Origin of the sequence: Maricaulis sp. (assembly GCF_030149235.1) — a bacterium.
Classification (GTDB): Bacteria; Pseudomonadota; Alphaproteobacteria; order Caulobacterales; family Maricaulaceae; genus Maricaulis.
In genome coordinates, this window is the sequence record NZ_JASBRW010000054.1 from 1 (window position 1) to 20,196 (window position 20,196).

Consider the following 20,196-nt stretch of genomic DNA (forward strand, 5'->3'; position numbering starts at 1 on the left):
CGGCTTGATGCCTTCGGCCAGCATGTTCATGCCTTCGCCGATGAAGCGCATCACGCAACGGTTGGCGTAGAAGCCGCGCGTATCGGACACCACGATCGGGGTCTTCTTGATCTTGGTGACATAGTCGATGGCCCGCGACAGGGCGTAATCACCGGTATTGTCGCCCATGATGATCTCGACCAGCATCATCTTCTCGACCGGCGAGAAGAAGTGGATGCCGATGAACTGGTCTTCACGCGACGACGCCTTGGCCAGACCGGTGATCGGAATCGAGGAGGTGTTGGAGGCAAAGACCGCGTCCGCCGGGATGACGTCTTCGGCCATCTTGGTGATCTTGTTCTTCAGCTCGGAATTCTCGAACACGGCCTCGATGACGAGATCGACGTCGGAGAGCAGGGCATAGTCGGTCGTCGCAACGATCCGGCCAGCGATGGCGTCAGCCTTCTCCTGGGAGAGCTTGCCGCGCTTCACACCCTTGTTGAAGTGATCCACCGCGTGCTGCTTGCCCTTGTCGGCACCTTCCTGGTTGGCGTCGATGAGAACAACATCGATACCCGCCTGGGCGGAAACCGTGGCGATACCAGCCCCCATGAAGCCGGCACCGATGACCGCGATCTTGTTGACCTCGCCTTTCTTCTGGCTGGCCGGACGACGGCCGCCCTTCTCCAGCGCCTGCTTGGAGAGGAAGAGTGAACGGATCATGTTGCGGCTTTCCGGACGCATCAGCAGCTTGGTGAAATAGCGGCTCTCAATGCGCAGGCCCTGGTCGATGGAGACCTGGGCGCCTTCATAGACGCAGGACAGGATGTAACGCTGGGCCGGGTAGTTGCCATAGGTGTTCTTGCGCAGCATCGGGGATGCGGCACCGAAGACCTGGGCGCCCGCGGGATGGTAGGGGCCACCGCCCGGGAATTTGAACTTGTCGCCATCCCAGGGCTGGGTCGCATTCATCGGGTCTTCCTTGACGAGTTCCTTCGCCTTGGAGACCAGCTCGGCCATCGGCACGACGGCGTGGGCGATGCCCAGCTGCTGTGCGGACGGACCGTCATGCTGCTTGCCCTGCAGGAGGATCGGCGCGGCATTCATGACGCCGACGAGGCGCGGCAGGCGCTGGGTGCCGCCACCGCCCGGCAGAACACCGACCATGGCTTCCGGCAGGCCAACCTTGGCCTTGGGATTATCCGACGGCATGACACGGTAGTGGCAGGCCATGGTGATCTCGAAACCACCGCCGAGGGCGAGGCCATTGATCGCAGCCGCGATCGGCTTGCCGCAGGTTTCCAGCTCGCGCAGCGTCTTGTTGAGGCGATAGCACTGCTCGAACAGTTTCGCCTTGCGCTCGTCCTCGGAGAGCTTTTCCAGCTCGCCGGAACCGCCGCCGAGCTCGGACAGGTCCGCGCCGGCACAGAAGGCCGACTTGCCGGAGGTCAGGACCACGCCCTTGACCGCATCGTCGGTTTTGATCTTTTCGCTGAGTTCCGCGAAGTCAGCCATGACGTCCGCGGAGATGACATTCATCGACTTGCCGGGGCTGTCGAAAGTGACGAGGGCAATGCCGTCGCCGTCGATTTCAAATGTGAAGTTTTTCATCAGGATTTCTCCTCATCGGAAGGCGCGTCGTCCTGGCCTTCCCGTTTTTGCTTTTGTTTCATGATCGCGACTCCAAAGAGCAGCGACATGGACATTCCGAAAGCGACACCGAGTGAAAGGCCGATAGCGAGATTGTCGAGCAACAGCCCAAACAGCATCCCGAACACCATGCCGGTCGGCAGGCCCAATGGCAGACCAGCTGCCAGCGTTTGGCCACCGGCAGGTTTCTCGTCCTTCGGTTCGGTGCTCATCGCTTAGACCCGCTCGATGATCGTCGCCGTACCCATGCCGCCGCCGACGCAAAGCGTGGCCAGGGCGGTTTCCTTGCCGGACCGCTCGAGCTCGTCGAGCACCGTGCCGAGGATGATCGCACCGGTCGCACCCAGCGGGTGACCCATGGCGATGGAACCGCCGTTCACGTTCATGATGTCGTGGTCGATGTCATAGGCCTGCATCAGGCGCAGAACCACGGCCGCGAAGGCTTCGTTCAGCTCCCAGACGTCGATGTCCTTGGCTGACATGCCGGCTTTCTTGAGCACTTTCTCCGTCACCGGAACCGGGCCGGTCAGCATGATGGTCGGCTCGGATCCGACAGACGCCATGGCGCGGATACGGGCACGCGGCTTGAGGCCGGCGCGCTCGCCAGCTTCCTTGGACCCGACAAGGACCATGCCGGACCCGTCGACGATACCGGAGGAGTTACCACCGGTGTGGACCCAGTTGATATATTCCACTTCCGGATAGCGCTGGGTGGCCACCGCTTCGAAACCGACGAAATCGGACAGGTCCTTGAACGCCGACTTCAGCGAGCCGAGGCCCTGCATGTCGGTTTCCGGACGCATGTGCTCGTCATGGTCGAGGATGTTGAGGCCGAGCTGGTCCTTGACCGGCACGACGGTGTTCTTGAACCGGCCTTCAGCCCAGGCACGCGCGGCGCGCTTCTGGCTTTCCATGGCATAGGCGTCGACATCATCGCGGGAGAAACCATACTTGGTCGCGATCAGGTCAGCGGAGACACCCTGCGGCACGATATAGTGGTCGAAGGAAATCTCCGGGTCGGAACCCATGGCCCCGCCGTCAGAACCCATCGGCACGCGCGACATGGCTTCCACACCGCCACCGATAGCCATGTCGGCCTCGCCGGACATGACCTTGGCCGCAGCCACGTTCACGGCTTCCAGGCCGGAGGCGCAGAAACGGTTGAGTTGGTAGCCGGCAGTGGTTTCGGCATATTTGGCGTTCATCACGGCCGAACGGGAAATGTTCGAGCCCTGCTCGCCAACCGGCGACACCACACCCATGATCACATCATCGACCATCGCCGTGTCGAGCTCATTGCGATCGCGGATCGCCTCGAGCTGCTGCGTGGCCAGCTGCAGAGCGGTGATCTCGTTGAGGGCACCACCCTTTTTCTTGCCGCGCGGCGTCCGCACGGCGTCGTAAATATAAGCCTCGGTCATGTTCAGTCCTTTCCGCTTCGCGGGTCTAGATCCTTATCGACTTTCTTGTTGGCGGCCTGGGCCGCAGGTCTTGTTCAAAAACGCAAACTCACTCCCGGTCCTCGACCATATGGTAGGCGATGGCGTGCTCGCCGCGCTCATTGAGCGCTTCGGCGAGCTTCAATCGCTCGGACACGGACTTGTCCTGGGACAGCTTGGCCTTGCCCTGGAGACGATGGATCTCCAGCTCGAAGGCCTGCAGGCCGGCTTCAAGCCCGGCCCGTTTTCGCTCGGGGATATCGGTAATACGCCACTCGGCCTCGAAATCAGCGATCTGCGAGGACAGCGAGCGCTCGGCTTCCTCACCCTCGAGCGGAATGAAGCGGCCAAAGGCGTGTACGGCGACATAATTCCAGGTCGGCACTTCGCGAGCCGGATCGGAATACCAGCTCGGCGAGACATAGGCATGCGGCCCGGTAAACACCGCCATCGCCTCGACACCGGCCTGGATCTGCTCGGCGATCGGATTGTTGCGCGCGACATGGCCGATCAACACATGACGCTCGTCCGACAGTTTCAGCGGGATATGCGTCGCCGCCAGATCCGGCGCACCCGGGACCAGGACGAGAGCGAAATCATACGACCGCATCAGCGATCGCATCTCCGCTTCGTCCTGCATCATGAAGTGCGGCGGAATATACATAGCCCTAAAGCGTCCGTCCGATCAGGAGTTTCATGATCTCATTGGTGCCGCCGTAAATGCGCTGGACGCGGCTGTCGGTCCACATTTTGGCGATCGGGTATTCCTTCATATAGCCATACCCGCCATGCAGCTGCACGCACTCGTCGATCACTTCGTTTTGAGTGTCGGAGACCCAGTATTTCGCCATCGAGGCAGTGGCCGGGTCGAGTTCGCCCTTCATCAGGCGCTCCGAACAGTGATGAACGAAGACCTCGGCCAGGGTCGCCTTGGTCTTGCACTCGGCGAGCTTGAACTGGGTGTTCTGGAACTTGAACACAGGGCGGCCGAAAGCCTCGCGTTCCTTGGTGTATTTGATCGTCTCGTGCAGGGCACGTTTCATGGCACCGACGCCCTGGACGCCGATCTGAAGGCGCTCCTGGGGCAATTGCTGCATCAGCTGGATGAAGCCCTGGCCCTCTTCCGGACCGAGCAGCGCATCCGCGGGCACCCAGACATCTTCAAAGAAGAGCTCGGCCGTGTCCTGCGCCTTCATGCCGACTTTTTCCAGCAGGCGGCCGCGGCGGAAACCTTCCACCTTGTCCGTCTCGACCATCAGGAGCGAGACCCCGTCATAGCCCTTTTCCGGATCGGTCTTGCACACGACGATGATGAAATTGGCCGAACCGCCATTGGTGATGAAGGTCTTCTGGCCGTTGATGCGATAGCCATTACCGTCCTTCAGAGCCGTCGTCTTGACGCTTTGCAGGTCCGAGCCCGTGCCCGGCTCCGACATGGCGATGGCGCCGATCAGCTCACCGGAGATCATGCGCGGGAGGATGGATTTCTTCTGCTCTTCCGAGCCGTAATGGACCACGTAGGGCGCGATGATGGAGTTGTGCAGGCCGACACCCCAGCCAGCCGCACCCACTTCGGCACCGGCGGTGTGGAAGACGTATTCATGCCCCCAGTCGCCGCCGGCTCCGCCATATTCCTCCGGCACGGACGGGCAGAGAATTCCCGCCTCGCCCGCCTTGGTCCAGATCTCGCGATCGACCATGCCCTGCTCTTCCCAACGCTCGGCATTGGGAACGCATTCCTTCTCCATGAAACCGCGGACGCTGTCCTCGAAAATGACGACGTCTTCGCGGGCCAAAAAGGCCGGTCGCGGTACGTTGAGCGGATCTTCAAACATGACCTTCCTCCCCAGGTGGTCGTTGATACAGATTGGCTTAGAAGGCCTCCGCGTCGAGCGCCATCATGGTGTCGGCGCCGGCCTGGACCTTGGCCAGGTGCATGTCGGCTTCCGGCACCCAGCGATCGAGGAAGTAACGACCCGTTGCGAGTTTTGTTTTGTAGAACGGGTCGCTATCGCCCGCGGCGATCTTGGCAGCGGAGGTCTTGGCCATGACAGCCCACATATAGGTCAGGCAGGTCAGACCGAAGAGGTTGAGATAGTCGTGGCTGGCGGCGCCGGCGTGGTCGAAATTCTCCAGCGCGTTATTCATCAGCCAGTCGGTGCCTTCCTTGAGCTTGCCCTTGGTCTCGGCAACCGCCTCGATGAAAGGTTTGACGCTCTCATCGCCGCCTTCGGCGACAAAGGCATCGAGCTCGTTGAAGAAGGAGGTGATCGGACGCATGCCGTTCATGGCCAGTTTGCGGCCAACAAGGTCAAGCGCCTGCACGCCATTGGTGCCTTCATAGATCAGGGTGATGCGGGCATCGCGCAGCAGCTGGGACGCACCCCACTCCTCGGTGAAGCCGGAACCGCCATGCACCTGCAGGCCGTTGGAGACCATGTCATAGCCCTTGCCGGTCAGGTAGGACTTCACGATCGGGGTGAGCAGCGCCATGTAATCGCCGCCCTTTTCGCGGGCCGCGGCATCATCGGACTTCTCTTCCAGGTCGCCGTGCAGTGCGGTCCACAGCGCGAAGCAGCGCGCGCCTTCGACGAAGGCTTTCTGGTCCATCAGCATGCGACGCACATCCGGGTGCACAATGATCGGGTCAGCCGGGCCATTGGCGTTCTTCGGACCGGTCAGGGAACGACCCTGGAGGCGATCCTTGGCGAAATCAACGGACTGCTGGTAGGCGGCTTCCGCCAGGGCATAACCCTGAAGGCCAACGCCGAGGCGGGCTTCATTCATCATGATAAACATGATTTTGAGGCCCTTGTTTTCCTCGCCCACAAGCCAGCCGGTGGCGTCGTCATAGTCCATGACGCAGGTTGCATTGCCGTGGATGCCCATCTTGTGCTCCAGGCCGCCGCACTTGAGCGAGTTGCGCTCACCCGGATTGCCGTCGGCATCGGGGATGAATTTCGGCACCACGAAGAGCGAGATACCCTTCACGCCTTCCGGCGCGCCCTCGATGCGGGCGAGCACGAGGTGGACGATATTCTCCGCCATGTCGTGCTCACCGGAAGAGATCCAGATCTTCTGGCCGGTGATCTTGTAAGACCCGTCCGGCTGCGGCACGGCCTTGGTGCGCAGCAGACCCAGATCGGTCCCGCAATGCGGCTCGGTCAGGTTCATCGTCCCGCCCCACTGGCAGGAAATCATCTTCGGCAGGTAGAGTTCTTTCTGCTCGTCCGAACCGCCGGTGTGCAGCGCGGCGGCGGCACCCAGGGTCAGGCCCGGATACATGCCAAACGCCATATTGGCGGAGGAGACCATCTCATTGACGGCCAGGTTGAGCACGTGCGGCAGGCCCTGACCGCCATAGGCCGGATCGGAGGACAGCGCCGTCCAGCCGGCTTCGGACATCTGCTGGAACGCCTCCTTCCAGCCCGTCGGGGTTTTCACGTTGCCGTCGGCGTCGCGGGTACAACCCTCAACATCACCTACTTTGGAGATCGGCGCCAGCACGCCCTCGCAGAATTTCGCGCTCTCATCGAGGATGGCGTCAATCGTGTCACGATCGGCGTCGGAGAAACCGGGCAGGTTGGAATACTGGGCGAGGTCCAACACATCGTGCAGGACGAATTGCTGGTCACGGACGGGGGCGCGATATGCGGCCATGTTCAAGTCTCCAAATCAGATCGGGCACGGCGAACGCCGCCCCGTTTAATGAGGTCAGCTGGACGGCAGGCCGGTCCAGTCTTCGAGGCGAGCAGCGGCCAGGGCCTCAAAAGCCCGGGCGCGCCGTTTAACATCTTCGGACGGTTCGTTTTCGGTCACGCGGGCATTGAGCCAGTCGAGCCCGGACTGGATTTCCGCCAGCGCACGCTCGACGTCTTCGCGTTGCTGTTCGAGGACACGCTTGCGGTTTTCAAAACGCTCGAGCGCGGCATGCAAAGTCGTCGGATTGCCGGCATCGATGAAACGCAGGTCGAGCATTTCCTTGATCTCGTCGAGCGCAAAGCCGACGCGCTTGCCACGCAGGATCAGCTCGATACGGGCTCGATCGACCGCGGAATACACCCGGGCCGCACCGCGGCGGGTCGGATTGATCATCCCCTTCTGCTCGTAGAAACGGAGCGTACGCGGCGTAATATCGAACTCCTGAGAGAGCTCGCGAATGGAAAATTCAGCGTCTGGAGGCACAGGCTTGACCATGGGTGAACTGTGTTCACATCTTTACGCGAACGTCAACGTAAAAAATGCCATTTCAGCCCCGGTTCAGCTCTTCTCCGGTGAAATTGTTTTCACCCTCTTTTCTCAGCCCGCTGAAGGCGGCAAACTCAGCCCCATGACCGGTTCATTGCGCGTATTCCTGATTGCCGTCCTGGCCCTGCTCACCCCTGTGGCAGCAGCCCAGACCAGCGATCCCGATCCATTTTCGATCTTCGCTCCACAGCCTTTGCCGACGCAGGCGGAACCCGAGCCCGAACCGGAGCCGGCGCTGACGCGTCCGGCCGGACTGCATCTGGATGCCGAAGCCTATAACGCTTACCGCGCAACCCGCACACGTGACGCGCTCGTCACCCGCTGGCGCGTCGAACAATTTGATCTGGGCGGCACCCGCCTTGGTGCGCAAACCCAAAGCCTCGTCCTCGGCGACCGCTACGTGCATGATCGCGAAGACGGCACCAGCACCGTCTATGACTTCGCCACCGGTCGCATTTTGAGCTTCACAGCTGATGGCGTTCTGAACCGGCCGATCGCCGCGCATGTCCACCGGCAGATGGATACCTTCAACCGCTTCACGGCGGGCGGGACGCGGGACGAGATTGCCGGCCCCGGCGGCGCGGTTTTCGAACGCTTCTGGATCGAAAGCGCCATGGGCATCCGCATCAACCCGGCCATATTGCAGCCTCGCCAGCTGGAGAGTGGACGTATGGAGGCGCCGCGCACACCGGACGGGCCGGCCGTGTTCAGCTGGACCCCATCAGAAGATGGCAATGCGGTCCAGAGCGATCTGCTTCGCCGCTGGATGCGCCACACCCTGCCCATCCATCAGGACGTGCTTGATCCGATGGCCGGCGCGTCGACCTTGCCAGCGAGCTTCGAATTCCTGGTCTTCAGCCCCTCCAGCCCGGACGGCCGCCGTGAGCGCTGGACCCTGCAAGAGAGCACGCCCGTCGAACGGGGTTTCGCCTGGACAGACCAGCCGCGCGCACCGGTGTCAGCCTACGCACCGTCCGCGGAGGCCATGAGCGCTATCCTGGAAACCGGTATCGAGGCTGCCCAGACCGCAAGCGAAGCGCCCGGAGAAGCCGATTTCCTCGACCGAGCGCAGGCCCTTTCCCAGGCCGGCGATCTCAACGGGCGCTATCTCACCCTGATCCACGCGGCCAATCACTTTGGCACCTGCACGCCGGGAGAAGCGGCCTCGCAAGTCTGCGCCGCGACCAGCAGCACGCTGGCATCCGGGCTTGGTAACCGGGCCTTTGAAAGCCTGGCCTCTGCCGTCAATGGCGGCCTGTCCAATGCTGACGGGTTGATCGAAGCTCTGGCCCCGTATGCAGAGCGTGGCGACACGGCCGGCGCGGGGGCCCACCTGCTCCGGGCACAGGCCTTTGCGGTCAAGGGGCCTAGCTTTGATCTCGACGCGCTTGACGCCTTCGCCCGCGCCGCCGAACTCGACCCCTATGCTCCCCTGACCTACTGGCATGCCGGCCGTTTTGCGGCCAGCCGGGGGGATATCGAGACGGCCTGGCTGTTGTTCGACATCGCCCAGTCGCTCAATGCCGAGACCGCCAACACGGCGCTGCGGGACACCGCGGCCCTGGTAACCCGCTTGCGCGCGATCTCGCCGGATTACTTCGCGCCGGACGCAGACGGTTAACGAAGTTATCAACAGATTTTACGGCGCATTAACCGAGTCGATGCCCTGTCTAGACTCAGGATTTCGACCATCGGCGCCGCTTTCCTGAATTTGGGTGTGGAAACACCACATCTTGTGCGTGGGCGCTTGGTTTACACTAAATTAACCGCCCGATAGCGTCGGACGGATAAGCAGAGCGAGCGATTCGCATGTCGGCTGGAGGGCCTTGGAGCGTTAAAGGAATCGACCCCCGCGCACGTGCGCGGGCGAAGACGGCTGCGCGCAAGGAAGGCGTCACCCTCGGCGAATGGCTCAATCGCGTGATCATGGATGACAGCAATCCCGGCCAGCCGGTCTGGGATGATGCGCTGGAAGGTTTCCCGGGCTTCGGCGGCGATGCGTCCAATGATGAAGAGGACCGGCTCCTGCGGGCGATGATCAATCGCCTGGCCCAGCGCATCCAGGACAATGAAACCGCCTCGTCCAAGACGCTGTCCGACCTCGATCGCACCATCAATCAGCTCGCCAGCACGGTGATGCGTTCAACGGAAAAGCAGAGCGCCAAGATCGCCGAGCGTGACGAGACCGCCAAATCCCTGGCCGGCCAGCAGGCGGCCATTGCCGATCGCCTGCGTAGCCTGGAAGCCAAGCTGGAAAGCGGAAGCGGTGGCAATACCAAGGCTGTAGAGGCCGCGGTGATGAAGCTCGCCCGCCGGCTCTACGAACACGAAAACGATATCGCGGCCCGTCTGCACGAGCAGGACGAGGCCCGCGCCGAGGCCGAGCATCAGCGCCAGCGGCTCGAGACCCTGGAACACCGGGCCAATGGCCTCGCCGAGTTCGCGCAGCGCGTGGAGAATTCCGAGCGCGGCACCAACGACACCACCCGCACGCTCGAAACGGCCTTTGCCCGTCTCGATGAGCGCCTGCGCGCCCTGGAAACCCGCAATTCCTCCGATACGGTCGAGCTGGAACGCCGCTTCGACCGCATGAGCGATGACGTCGCCCGCATTATCGGCGACATCAAATCCCAGCAAACCGCCAGCGCTGGCCGGATCGACGAAACCGAGCGCCGCCAGGCGGACAACCTGTCCCGGCTCGGTGACGAGATTTCCCGCCTTGCCCAGGCCATTGACCAACGCCTGAGCGAAAGCGAGCAGCGCGCCGAGACCGCGCGTCGCGATCGCAGCTCGGAGGAAGCGCTGAACTCGCGCATCGACACCGTGCGGCAGGAAAATCGCGAAAACATGCGCCGCATGGGCGAGGAAGTGACCCGTCTGGGCCGCTCACTGGCGGAGCGGATTTCCCGGTCCGAGGAACAATCGGCCCATGCGGTTGCGGCGGCGACGTCGAAGATGACCGAGGCGCTCGAGCGCTTCGAGAAGACCCAGCCGGACCGCGAAGCCGAACTCGACCAGCGCCTGCGCGACAGCGAGGAACGGACGGTCCAGCGCATCGAGACGGCTCTGGGCGGCGTCCAGGACAAGCTCGAAGCGGTCAAAGCCGATACCGAAGAGGCCCTGAGCCCGGTGCAGCGTGCAATGACCGCCCTCGCCGACCGTCTGGAAAAGATCGAACAGCGCGGCGCTGCGCCTGACCGCCCCGCTGGCCGCAAGCCGCAAGGCGCGACCCAGGTCGCCGCCGAGGAAATTTCGCGCCCGCTCGGCCCACCGCCCAGTGCAGAAGTGCCGACCAGCCAGTTCGACGCCGGCAAGACCGACCCGTTCCTGTCGGCTCCCGGCCCGGCCGCTCAAGCGCGGGCTCCGGTTCAGGCCCCGGCCGCTGCACCGCGCCTGCGCCAACCGGCGCCGGCACACGTCGCTCCCGCCGCAGCGCCGCTGCAGGATGCCCGTGCTGATGGCGACTTCCTGGCAGCGGCCCGTGAACGCACCCGCACGGCCCAGCCCTCTCCCTATGAGCGTGAAAACCGGTCCGGCCGGTTCAGCCGCGCCACCCTGATCGCGATCCCGCTGGTTGCGCTGACCATGCTCGCCGGTGCCGGTGCGATCCTGGTCTGGGATGCCATCCAGGGCAATCCGCAGCCCACCATCGCCGAGAGCGGAGGTCGCGATTTCGCGGCCCAGATCGAGGCCGGTCTCGCCGACCCGGCCGCCCCGTCGACGCAGCCCGCCGCGCCCCCGTCTCCGGAGGCACAAGCTCCGGCCGGGACACCGGCGGCGGCGCAGGAGGAAGCGCCGACCAGAACAGACGCTGCGGACACCGCGCAAGCGCAAGCGCCGCGCAATATGGTCGCCGATGCCGGTGCCAATCTGGTCCCGTCGGCCACAGACACCACCACCGGGGCGAACCGCGAGGCGCCGGCTCCGGCGACGACCCGCAGCAGCGCTCCGGCACCGCGCTCATCCCGGACCACGCTGGAAAGCGCAGCGCTCGATGGCAATGCCGTCGCCCGCTACCAGCTCGGCCTGCAAATGCTCGAGGGCGGCGATGCCGCATCGGCCGCGGCCCTGCTGCTGGCCTCCGCCGAACAGGGCGTTCCGGCCGCGCAATACCGGTATGCCAAGCTGCTTGAGAGCGGAGAGGGCGTCGAGATCGACCTCGAAGCCGCCCGCCGCTGGACCGAACGCGCTGCCAATGCCGGCCATCGCCGCGCCATGCATAACCTCGCCGTGATGCATTACTATGGCACGGGTACAGCAAGGGATTTCGAGACTGCGGCTCGCTGGTTCCAGGAAGCGGCCCTGCTGGGTCTGCGCGACAGCCAGTTCAATCTGGCCCTGCTGTTCGAAAGCGGCCAGGGCGTCCCGCTCTCGCTCGCCGACGCCTATACCTGGTTCCTCATCTCCGCCAATGAGAATGACCCCACCGCCGCAGAGCGCGCACGTTTGCTGCAAGCCCAGCTGCCGCCGGAGGCGGTCAGCGAGGCGCGCAGCATCGCCGCCGGCTTCGCCCCGCGCCCCATCGATGCCGAGGCCAATGGCCTGTATCAGAACCAGCCCTGGGACCGCACTGCCAGTGCCGCAAGCGAAGATGTTGAGCGCGCTCAGGGATTTCTTTCAGTTCTGGGTTACACACCAGGCCCGATCGATGGCATGATCGGCGCGCAAACGCGTGAGGCCATCATGGCATTTGAAGCCGCTCAGGGTCTTCCCCGAACCGGGCGTGTCGATGCGGTTCTTCTGGACCGGCTCGAACGCGCCGTGTCGGGCTAGGGGCCGGTGCAGATCTACCTACCGATCGCCGAACTCTCGGTGAACATCTTTTTGTTGCTTGGACTTGGCGCCGGGGTTGGCTTCCTGTCCGGCATGTTCGGTGTCGGCGGCGGCTTCCTGATGACCCCGCTGCTGATCTTCATCGGCGTCCCGCCCGCCGTGGCCGTGTCCACCGAAGCCAACCAGATCGTCGCGTCCTCAGCCTCCGGCGCATTGGCGCACTGGCGCAGGCGGTCGCTCGATCCGAAAATGGGGCTGCTCCTGCTCGCCGGCGGTTCGGCCGGCTCGATATTCGGCGTCCAGCTTTTCACCTTCCTGCGCGGTCTGGGTCAGATCGATCTCATAATCTCGCTTTGCTATGTCGGCTTTCTCGGCACGATTGGCGGGCTGATGATGTATGAGAGCGCACGCACCATCATGCGCAGCCGCCAGCCGGAAGCCCGCCGTGAAGGCGGAATGGGCAAGCGTAAGAAGCGCGGCTGGATCGACACCCTGCCGTTCAAAATGCGCTTCCCGCGGTCCGGCCTCTACATCTCCGTTATTCCCCCAATCGCCATCGGTTTCTTCGTCGGAACGCTGGCCGCGATCATGGGTGTGGGCGGCGGTTTCGTCATGGTTCCGGCGATGATCTACATCCTGCGCATGCCGACCAATGTCGTGGTCGGCACATCGCTGTTCCAGATCCTCTTCGTCACCGCCTTGACGACCTTCCTGCAGGCGACACAGAACCAGACCGTCGACATCGTGCTGGCCATGCTGCTGACTGTTGGCGGCGTGATCGGCGCCCAGTTCGGCGCCCGGGCAGGACGGCATGTGAAAGCGGAAGAGCTGCGTGCCCTGCTGGCGGCGATGGTACTCGCGGTCTGTCTCAAGCTGGGCTGGGATCTCGTCGTCACTCCAGCGGACATGTTCGAGGTCCTGCCGGTTGGGATGGAGGGCGAATAATGCTGCTGGCCGCCTTGCTTGCCCTCGCCCTGCAACAGCCGATCACCTCGGAAGCGCCAAGCATTATGGGGGCATTGACCCAGGAAACCGTGGAGATCCGCGAGGATTTCGCCGGCACCGAGCTGGTCCTTTACGGCGCCACACGCGGGCTCACCATCCAGGATGAAATCGTGGTCGTTCTGCGCGGCCCCGAGCAGGACCTGCGCGTGATGCGCAAGACCCGCAGTTTCGGTATCTGGATCAATGGCTCGGCGCGCGAATTCCAGGCCGTACCGCGCTATTACGCCATCGCCTCGAGCCGGCCACTGGAGGAGATCGCCAATGAGGCGGCCCTCGTGCGCAACCGGATCGGGCTGGACCATTTGCTGACCCGGCCAGGCGAGACACCGATCGCGGAAATGCTGGAATACCGCAAGGCGGTTGAACGCGCTGGAGCGCGTGAGGCCTTGTATGCGAGTGCGCCGCGCGGGGTCGAAGTGCTCGATGGCGGCCTGTTCCGCGCAACCCTCGCCCTGCCGCCGTCAACGCCGGTCGGCAATTACACCGCGGAGGTCTACCTGTTCCGCGACGGCCGCCCGGTCGCCAGCCGATCGACCAGCCTGCGCGTGGAAAAAGCGGGGCTGGAACGCCTCATCTACGAGTTCGCACATGGCCTGCCCATGGTGTACGGACTGTTCTGTGTTGTCCTCGCCATGCTTGCCGGATGGGCCGGGGCTGCCATATTCGCTCGTCGATGAGCACGAAAACCCTACCCGCCTCCGCCCTTTTTCTCGGCCTTGCCGGCTGGATTCCGTTCTGGATCCCGGTCGCCCTGTCCACGCATGCGCTGCTGGCAGGCCGTAGCGCCGCTGCCGAGGAATGGCTCTATACAGTCTATGCTGGTCTGATCCTGAGTTTTCTCGGGGGTGTGAGATGGGGCCGCGAAATCGTCAGCCGCGAAACGCCGGACCTCGCCGTCCTGTCGGCATCGGTCGCTCCGAGCATTCTGGGCCTGATGGCCGCATTGCTGCACTGGGCGTCCAATCCGCATCTCGCCTGGCTGCTGCTGGCGGTGAGCCTCCTGGTGATGATGGCCTGGGACCGCCAGGCGGCTGCGCATGGTGAACTGCCTGCCTGGTTCGGGCGGTTGCGCCTGATCTTGACCCTCGGCGCGGTCGGATCGGCGATCGCCATGACCCTGCTCTACCTGCTGGCGCGCAGCTGAGCCCTGTCCGGCACACACTGGCGGGCGGCAATGGCGTGAACCGCATCGCGTCCCATGACCAGCGCATCCGGCACCCGTCCGAAACACGCCTGGAAGGCCGCATCACAGATATTGAGCCCGCCCGTATAGGCCCCGAAGGCGGGCATGATCAGGCGCCGTCCATCGGTGGCAAAACACCGCCGACGCACCGCTCGGCCCCGTCCGCGCACCTTGGCGCAGGGATGTAAATGACCGGCGATCTCGCCGGGGGCCAGCGCCTCGAGCGGCTCGTGGCGCAGCACCAGAGCGCCCAGCTGCAGCGTATGAGCCGTGCGGCCGCCCAGCTCTTCGGGCGGCTGGGGGTCGTGATTACCCTCGATCCAGACCCAGTCATCAAGACCCGCCACCAAGGCCTTGATCGCCGCGATATCATCGCCGGCCATACGGCCCGCCGCGCCGAGATCATGGAAACTGTCGCCGAGGGCAATGACCCGCTCCGGCGCGTGCCGCTCAATGGCAGAGGCCAGGCGCTTCAGGGTCGCACGGGTATCGTAGGGCGGCAGTAACTGGCCGCCGGCGGCATAGGCCGAACCTTTTTCAAAGTGCAGATCCGAGACAATCAAGGTCGCCTCGCCCGGCACGATGAGAACACCCTCTGCATCCGCCAGTACCCGTGTGCCGGAAAGATCAAAGCTGAGGATTTCCGGGCGATCGGTCAAAGCTGCGGCCTCAGATCAGGGCTTCCGCGATCAGGGCTTCGGAAGCGTCTTCGAGAATACTCTCCTGCGCCTCACCATAGACCGGCTCCTTGCCCACTTCGAGCATGACCGGCACTGCCAGTGGGGAAATTCGCTGCAAGGGCCTGTGGATGATGCCGCCTTTCACGCGAGACAAGGCCTGGCCAAGGCGGCGCACATCCAGCAGGCCGGTCGCCGCGTCGGCCCAGGCCGCCTGCAACAAAACATGGTCGGGCTCATGTTCGCGCAGGACATTGTAGATCAGGTCGGTCGAGAAGGTGACCTGGCGACCGGTCTTCTCCTGGCCCGGGAAACGCCGCTCGATCAGCCCGGCGATCAGGGCGCAATTGCGGAAGGTTCGCTTCATCAGATCGCTCTCGGCCAGCCAGGCTTCGAGATCATCGCCCATCATGTCCTCGCCGAACAGCGCGTCAAAATCGAGACCCGACATGTCCCGCAGCCCCCAGACGGCAAGGGCATATTCATTGGCGACAAACCCCATCGGCCGCATCCGCATACGTTCCAGCCGTCGCGTGATCAGCATGCCCAGCGTCTGATGCGCCAGCCGTCCCTCGAACGGATAGCAACAGAGATAGAATTTGCCCGACCGCGGATAGGTCTCCACCAGCAGGCCATTGGCCGGCGGCAGCATGGATTTTTCCTGCTGCAGGCTGAGCCAGTCCTGCACCTGCTGCGGGAGTTTCGACCATTCGCCTGGATTCTGCACCATAGCACGGACACGTTGGGCCAAATAGGTTGAGAGCGGAAACTTGCCGCCCTGGTAGGACGGGATTTTCGGCTCCGGATCGCTTGAGCGGGTGACCCGGGCCGTCATTTCCTCGATACCCTCGAATTTGAGGACCTGACCGGCGAACAGGAAAGTGTCGCCCGGAACCAGCTGTTCCACGAACCATTCCTCGATCTGTCCCAGCCGCCGTCCGCCGCGACCGCGCGAGGAGACAACCACGTTGAGCATCGGCGCTTCCACGATGGTGCCCACATTCATGCGATGACGCTGGGCGATCTGCGGCGAGCGGGCCCGCCATAGCCCGTCCTTGCCCTGCACCATGCGGCGGAAGCGGTCATAGCTCTGCAGCGCATATCCACCCGTCGAGGCGAAAGCCATGACCTTGTCGAACAGCTCACGCTCGATATGCGCATAGGGGGCGGCGGCCCGGGCCTCCTGGTAGAGGGTGTCGGCGGCGACCGGCTCGCCACAAGCGCGCCCCATCAAATGCTGAGCCAAGACGTCGAGGGCCCCGGCACTCAAGGGCTCGCCGTCCAGGGCGTTGAGCGCCACGGCGTCACGGGCCGCCTCGCACTCAAGATGTTCGAACCGGTTGGTCGGAGCCAGCAAGGCCCGCGAAGGCGCATCGAGCCGGTGATTGGCGCGCCCAAGGCGCTGGATCAGGCGCGAGGAGCCTTTCGGCGCGCCCATCTGGATGACCAGATCGACATCGCCCCAGTCGATGCCAAGGTCGAGCGTGGAGGTGCACACCACCGCCTTAAGCGCGCCCTTGGCCATGGCCGCCTCGACCTTTCGCCGCTGCTCCGGGGCCAGGGAGCCGTGATGCAGGGCGATGGGCAGATTATCGGAATTGAGATGCCAGAGATCCTGGAACGTAGTTTCGGCCTGGGAGCGGGTATTGACGAAGACCAGCGTCATCCGTGCCGATTTGATCTTTTCATAGATCTCGCCGAGCGCATGGCGCCCGGAATGACCGGCCCAGGGAATACGCTCCTCCGGATCAAGAATATCCACCTCGGGCCGGGCGCCGGCATTGCCGCGGACGATGCGGGCAAACGCATCCTCGTCGCCGGATTGACCGGCCAGCCAGCGCGCCAGGCCCTGCTCGTCCGCCACGGTGGCCGACAAGCCCGCTCGACGCGCGGCGGGAGCCCAGCGCGAAATCGCAGCCAGACCGAGGCTGAGAAGATCACCTCGCTTTTGCGGCGCGATAGCGTGGACTTCATCGATGATGACCCGTTTCAGATCGCGGAAAAACGCCTCGGCATTGGCCGTTGCGCAGAACAGCGCCAGCTGTTCCGGTGTTGTCAGTAGGATGTCGGGCGGGTGTGCCCTTTGTCGCTGGCGCTTGGACGTTGAAGTATCACCGGTCCGGGTCTCGATGCGCACATCCAGCCCCATTTCCTCGACCGGGATCATCAGATTGCGGGCGACATCCACGGACAGAGCCTTGAGCGGTGAGATGTAAAGCGTGTGCAGACGATGCGGACGCTGCGCCGGCGCAGCGCGAAGGACCGCTTCCAGATCGATCAGGCTGGGCAGAAAGCCGCCCAGCGTCTTGCCGCCACCGGTCGGGGCAATGAGCAGTGTGTCTTCACCGGCTCGCGCCGCTTCGATCATCTCCAGCTGATGCGCGCGCGGACGCCAGCCACGGCTGGCAAACCAGGCATCAAACCGTTCCGGCAGGCGCGCGCTCGTATCACTCATCCCAACTGACATACAAGCCGGGCGGCAGGCATCAAAGCCACAAGATGAAGAGGGACAATGGAAAAGACCGTCCCCCTGCCACGCGAAACTGGGAACGGGCATGATCAAGGCTCGGAGGATTTACATGACCCATGCTGTGATCGACCGCTTCAAGGCGCTGGACGCCGCGTTTCAGGCGCGCGCAGGACGCGGAGAGAAATTGCAGGCCCGCTTTGCCGCGCTGGCGGCGCTGACGGCCGAGCCGGATGTCGAAACCCTGATCGAAAACGTGTTCGATATCCGCAGCGAGCTGAATTCACGCCTGGGCCACTGGCGCGCGCCGGACAAACCCATGCGCCTCGTCTATGCCACGGTGCTGGCCGCATCCAAGCGTCGGCCGAGCCAGTTCTTCATTCTGCGCAAGGCGCTGCAGGATGAAAGGGCCCGGCGCGGTGGCCGTGGTCTGTCTCATGGTGGCGCTCCGGCGGCGCTGGCCTTGTGCAGCGCCGGCGCGGATGTGCACCAGGCCGACACCTATTTCGATACGCTCGAAGCCATTGCCGCGCCCTGGTGGCGCCGCGAAGCGGGTCGCGAGGAAGTCCTCGCTGCGGCCGGTACCGCCGCGGGCTTCCTGCCCGACGAACTCGCCGGTCGTCTCAGCGCGGCCCGGCAGGCTTTGCGCGATGGCGGCGTCCCGGGCAGTGCCGTTGAGGCCGCAGCCTATGAAGTCGCCCTGCTCGACCTGAAGGGCGGAGAAATTGCCTCGGCCTGGACATCGCTGAACCTTGCGGTACGGGGCCGCTCCAGCTTGCGTTCTGGCATTGGCCGGGCCGGCCTGGCCGTACTGGCAGCCCATGGCAATGGCCAGGATACGGCAGAGGCGCTGGTTCGCAGCTTCGAAGCGCTCCTGCCGCTCAAGCCGCGCCTGCCCCAGCAGACAACGGCGAAGCTGGCCATGCGCCTGACCCTGGCCCAGCTCGGCGATGGCTCTTCAGTCCGCGCCGCCAGCGATCTGGCTGCCATTCTGGCCGCCCAGGCTGCCATGATCGCCGCCGTCACCACCGCAGCGGTTGTTCCGGCCGCCACCAGCTAGGCGGGTGACAGCTCCGGTCCGGCACGGCATGTTGCGCCCGTAGCTGGGGGAATGCCGTGCCGTTTCGCACACTCAATTCAAGACGTATAGCCGAGACGCTCGAGCTCTTGGCCACGCGAATCAGGGAACGCTTCCCCGATGCGAGCCTCAATAATGTTATTGAGGAGCTGATCGAGCTGGCCAATCGTGACGAGTTGAGGACCCAGCGCCTCGCCCGCCCCTATTTCGCCCTGCGGGCCGGAACTCTGACCGCCATCGTCGCGGCGATCGGCGCCCTGATATATATGGGCTATCGCCTGATCAACACGATGGAGATGGAGAACGGCCGCCTGGACATCTTCTCGGTTTTCGCGGGGGTGGAGGCTGGGCTGAATATCGTCATCCTTGCAGCGGTTGCCATTTTCACCCTGTCGCGGATCGAGGAGCGTCTGAAACGATCGCTGGCGCTGGATGACCTGCACGAGTTGCGCTCGGTGGCCCACGTCGTCGACATGCACCAGCTGACCAAGGACCCGACCGCGCTTTTGCGCCTTGGACCGCGCACCGTGTCCTCACCGGATCGGGAAATGACCGAGTTCGAACTCTCGCGCTACCTCGATTATTGCGCGGAAATGCTCTCACTCGCTGGCAAGATCGCGGCGCTCTACGCCCAGAATTCGCGCGACCCGGTAGTCATTGCCTCGGTCAATGACATTGAAACGCTGACCTCCAACATGGCGTCTAAAATCTGGCAGAAAATCATGATCATCCGGTCCGGACGGGCGGGTGAACTCGAGGGTGAAGCCGAGCAGATCTAATACAGCAAGACTTAGCTGAAACGCTTTCCCCCACTGCGAGAGTGGTGATACAAAACTGCTTGAACATTTCACGAGGGGGGAAATATGGACCCGGAAAACCTGATCTCGCCGGAAACCATCTCGGCGCTGACCGAGCGCGTTATCGGCGCAGGCACAAGCGTCCTGCTTGCAGCCGCTATCCTGATCGTCGGCATGATGGTCGCCGGTGCTGTCCGCAAGGGCGTGCGCGCAGCCGCAGTCAAGAGTGACCGCATCGATGATACGCTGGGCGGGTTCTTCTCCTCGCTGATCTACTACGCGATCATGGCGGTCGTGCTGATCGCGGTTCTGGCCCGCTTCGGCGTTGAAACGACTAGCCTTGTGGCCGCCCTGGGTGCCGCCACCCTGGCGATTGGCCTGGCCCTGCAGGGCACGCTGTCCAACCTGGCCGCCGGCGTAATGATCATCTTTTTCCGGCCTTATCAGCTCGGTGACTTCGTCGAGGTTGCGGGGCAGTCCGGTTCGGTCAAGGACATCAATCTTTTCACCACCGAGCTGGCCACAGGCGACAACAAGAAAGTCATCGTACCCAATGGTGCCGCCTGGGGATCGGTGATCACCAACTATTCCGCCAATGATACCCGTCGTGTCGATTTCGTTTTCTCGATCGATTATGGCGACGATATCGACAAGGCAATGAAGGTGATCCACGACACGCTGGGTGCTGACGAGCGCATTCACAAGGACCCCGATATCTTTACCGCCGTGACCGCCCATGGCGGCTCCTCGGTCGATATCGTCACCCGCGTCTGGTGCGATAGCGGGGATTACTGGGGCATTTATTTCGACGCCATGAAGAACGTGAAAAACGCCTTCGACGCGTCGGGCATCTCCATCCCCTATCCGCACCAGGTCAATGTCGAGCGCAAGGACTAGGGA

Annotated in this window: 17 protein-coding genes; 8 read left to right on the top strand and 9 right to left on the bottom strand. The window is 63.6% G+C overall.

What is annotated here, in order from left to right:
* From Q1V51_RS07610 to Q1V51_RS07640, 7 genes are all read right to left on the bottom strand, one after another.
* The coding region (locus Q1V51_RS07610; protein ID WP_300554894.1) for a 3-hydroxyacyl-CoA dehydrogenase NAD-binding domain-containing protein at window positions 1-1,590 on the bottom strand (1,590 nt) is incomplete at its 3' end.
* Complete coding sequence (locus tag Q1V51_RS07615) at window positions 1,590-1,841, bottom strand: hypothetical protein (RefSeq protein WP_300554897.1); 252 nt, start codon at window positions 1,839-1,841, stop codon at window positions 1,590-1,592. The genes Q1V51_RS07610 and Q1V51_RS07615, both read right to left, overlap by 1 nt.
* Window positions 1,842-1,844: 3 nt before the next feature.
* The gene (locus Q1V51_RS07620; protein WP_300554900.1) at window positions 1,845-3,050 is read right to left on the bottom strand and encodes an acetyl-CoA C-acetyltransferase; all 1,206 of its coding nucleotides are present in this window, start codon (window positions 3,048-3,050) and stop codon (window positions 1,845-1,847) included.
* 88 nt (window positions 3,051-3,138) lie between these two features.
* Window positions 3,139-3,732 carry an FMN-binding negative transcriptional regulator gene (locus tag Q1V51_RS07625; protein WP_300554903.1) on the bottom strand — a complete coding sequence of 198 codons (594 nt, stop codon included), beginning with the start codon at window positions 3,730-3,732 and terminating at the stop codon, window positions 3,139-3,141.
* A 4-nt stretch (window positions 3,733-3,736) separates the two neighbouring features.
* Window positions 3,737-4,903, bottom strand: a complete 1,167-nt coding sequence (locus Q1V51_RS07630) for an acyl-CoA dehydrogenase family protein (protein ID WP_300554906.1) — start codon at window positions 4,901-4,903, stop codon at window positions 3,737-3,739.
* Between the two features lie 37 nt (window positions 4,904-4,940).
* The gene (locus tag Q1V51_RS07635; protein WP_300554909.1) at window positions 4,941-6,728 is read right to left on the bottom strand and encodes an acyl-CoA dehydrogenase C-terminal domain-containing protein; all 1,788 of its coding nucleotides are present in this window, start codon (window positions 6,726-6,728) and stop codon (window positions 4,941-4,943) included.
* Between the two features lie 54 nt (window positions 6,729-6,782).
* Window positions 6,783-7,265, bottom strand: a complete 483-nt coding sequence (locus tag Q1V51_RS07640) for a MerR family DNA-binding transcriptional regulator (RefSeq protein WP_300554912.1) — start codon at window positions 7,263-7,265, stop codon at window positions 6,783-6,785.
* 133 nt (window positions 7,266-7,398) lie between these two features.
* On the opposite strand from Q1V51_RS07640, the gene Q1V51_RS07645 reads away from it, so the two are divergent.
* The 5 genes from Q1V51_RS07645 (at window position 7,399) to Q1V51_RS07665 (ending at window position 14,238) form a co-directional block, all read left to right on the top strand.
* Window positions 7,399-8,937 (top strand): hypothetical protein, encoded by a 1,539-nt coding sequence (locus tag Q1V51_RS07645; protein ID WP_300554914.1) that lies wholly within the window; start codon window positions 7,399-7,401, stop codon window positions 8,935-8,937.
* Between the two features lie 188 nt (window positions 8,938-9,125).
* Window positions 9,126-12,089 (top strand): peptidoglycan-binding protein, encoded by a 2,964-nt coding sequence (locus Q1V51_RS07650; protein WP_300554916.1) that lies wholly within the window; start codon window positions 9,126-9,128, stop codon window positions 12,087-12,089.
* A 6-nt stretch (window positions 12,090-12,095) separates the two neighbouring features.
* Window positions 12,096-13,034 carry a sulfite exporter TauE/SafE family protein gene (locus Q1V51_RS07655; RefSeq protein ID WP_300554919.1) on the top strand — a complete coding sequence of 313 codons (939 nt, stop codon included), beginning with the start codon at window positions 12,096-12,098 and terminating at the stop codon, window positions 13,032-13,034.
* A complete protein-coding gene (locus Q1V51_RS07660; protein ID WP_300554922.1) occupies window positions 13,034-13,771 on the top strand; it encodes a TIGR02186 family protein in 738 nt (245 codons plus the stop codon). The genes Q1V51_RS07655 and Q1V51_RS07660 overlap by 1 nt, the downstream gene beginning before the upstream one ends.
* The gene (locus Q1V51_RS07665) at window positions 13,768-14,238 is read left to right on the top strand and encodes a DUF3429 domain-containing protein (protein ID WP_300554925.1); all 471 of its coding nucleotides are present in this window, start codon (window positions 13,768-13,770) and stop codon (window positions 14,236-14,238) included. The genes Q1V51_RS07660 and Q1V51_RS07665 overlap by 4 nt, the downstream gene beginning before the upstream one ends.
* Here the strand turns inward: Q1V51_RS07665 and pdeM are convergent.
* Both pdeM and Q1V51_RS07675 read right to left on the bottom strand, forming a co-directional pair.
* Window positions 14,217-14,936 (bottom strand): ligase-associated DNA damage response endonuclease PdeM, encoded by a 720-nt coding sequence (gene pdeM, locus Q1V51_RS07670; protein ID WP_300554927.1) that lies wholly within the window; start codon window positions 14,934-14,936, stop codon window positions 14,217-14,219. The genes Q1V51_RS07665 and pdeM overlap by 22 nt on opposite strands.
* 10 nt (window positions 14,937-14,946) lie before the next feature.
* Complete coding sequence (locus tag Q1V51_RS07675; RefSeq protein ID WP_300554930.1) at window positions 14,947-17,409, bottom strand: ligase-associated DNA damage response DEXH box helicase; 2,463 nt, start codon at window positions 17,407-17,409, stop codon at window positions 14,947-14,949.
* 124 nt (window positions 17,410-17,533) lie between these two features.
* Here Q1V51_RS07675 and Q1V51_RS07680 point away from each other — a divergent pair, with 124 nt between their 5' ends.
* The 3 genes from Q1V51_RS07680 to Q1V51_RS07690 all read left to right on the top strand — a co-directional run bounded on the left by Q1V51_RS07680 (window position 17,534) and on the right by Q1V51_RS07690 (window position 20,193).
* Entirely contained in the window at window positions 17,534-18,481 is a 948-nt protein-coding gene (locus tag Q1V51_RS07680; RefSeq protein ID WP_300554933.1) for a hypothetical protein, read from the top strand.
* Between the two features lie 56 nt (window positions 18,482-18,537).
* Window positions 18,538-19,278, top strand: coding sequence for a hypothetical protein (locus tag Q1V51_RS07685; RefSeq protein WP_300554935.1), 741 nt, complete (start codon window positions 18,538-18,540; stop codon window positions 19,276-19,278).
* 84 nt (window positions 19,279-19,362) lie between these two features.
* A complete protein-coding gene (locus tag Q1V51_RS07690) occupies window positions 19,363-20,193 on the top strand; it encodes a mechanosensitive ion channel domain-containing protein (protein ID WP_300554938.1) in 831 nt (276 codons plus the stop codon).
* Window positions 20,194-20,196: the final 3 nt, after the last annotated feature.

Excerpts from the sequence above, each read along its gene's own strand:
- Q1V51_RS07635 (WP_300554909.1), bottom strand. The coding sequence starts at position 6,728 with ATGGCCGCATATCGCGCCCCCGTCCGTGACCAGCAATTCGTCCTGCAC.
- Q1V51_RS07675 (WP_300554930.1), bottom strand. The coding sequence starts at position 17,409 with ATGAGTGATACGAGCGCGCGCCTGCCGGAACGGTTTGATGCCTGGTTT.
- Q1V51_RS07640 (WP_300554912.1), bottom strand. The coding sequence starts at position 7,265 with ATGGTCAAGCCTGTGCCTCCAGACGCTGAATTTTCCATTCGCGAGCTC.
- Q1V51_RS07645 (WP_300554914.1), top strand. The coding sequence starts at position 7,399 with ATGACCGGTTCATTGCGCGTATTCCTGATTGCCGTCCTGGCCCTGCTC.
- Q1V51_RS07625 (WP_300554903.1), bottom strand. The coding sequence starts at position 3,732 with ATGTATATTCCGCCGCACTTCATGATGCAGGACGAAGCGGAGATGCGA.
- Q1V51_RS07620 (WP_300554900.1), bottom strand. The coding sequence starts at position 3,050 with ATGACCGAGGCTTATATTTACGACGCCGTGCGGACGCCGCGCGGCAAG.
- Q1V51_RS07665 (WP_300554925.1), top strand. The coding sequence starts at position 13,768 with ATGAGCACGAAAACCCTACCCGCCTCCGCCCTTTTTCTCGGCCTTGCC.
- Q1V51_RS07690 (WP_300554938.1), top strand. The coding sequence starts at position 19,363 with ATGGACCCGGAAAACCTGATCTCGCCGGAAACCATCTCGGCGCTGACC.
- Q1V51_RS07630 (WP_300554906.1), bottom strand. The coding sequence starts at position 4,903 with ATGTTTGAAGATCCGCTCAACGTACCGCGACCGGCCTTTTTGGCCCGC.
- Q1V51_RS07660 (WP_300554922.1), top strand. The coding sequence starts at position 13,034 with ATGCTGCTGGCCGCCTTGCTTGCCCTCGCCCTGCAACAGCCGATCACC.
- Q1V51_RS07680 (WP_300554933.1), top strand. The coding sequence starts at position 17,534 with ATGACCCATGCTGTGATCGACCGCTTCAAGGCGCTGGACGCCGCGTTT.
- Q1V51_RS07650 (WP_300554916.1), top strand. The coding sequence starts at position 9,126 with ATGTCGGCTGGAGGGCCTTGGAGCGTTAAAGGAATCGACCCCCGCGCA.
- Q1V51_RS07615 (WP_300554897.1), bottom strand. The coding sequence starts at position 1,841 with ATGAGCACCGAACCGAAGGACGAGAAACCTGCCGGTGGCCAAACGCTG.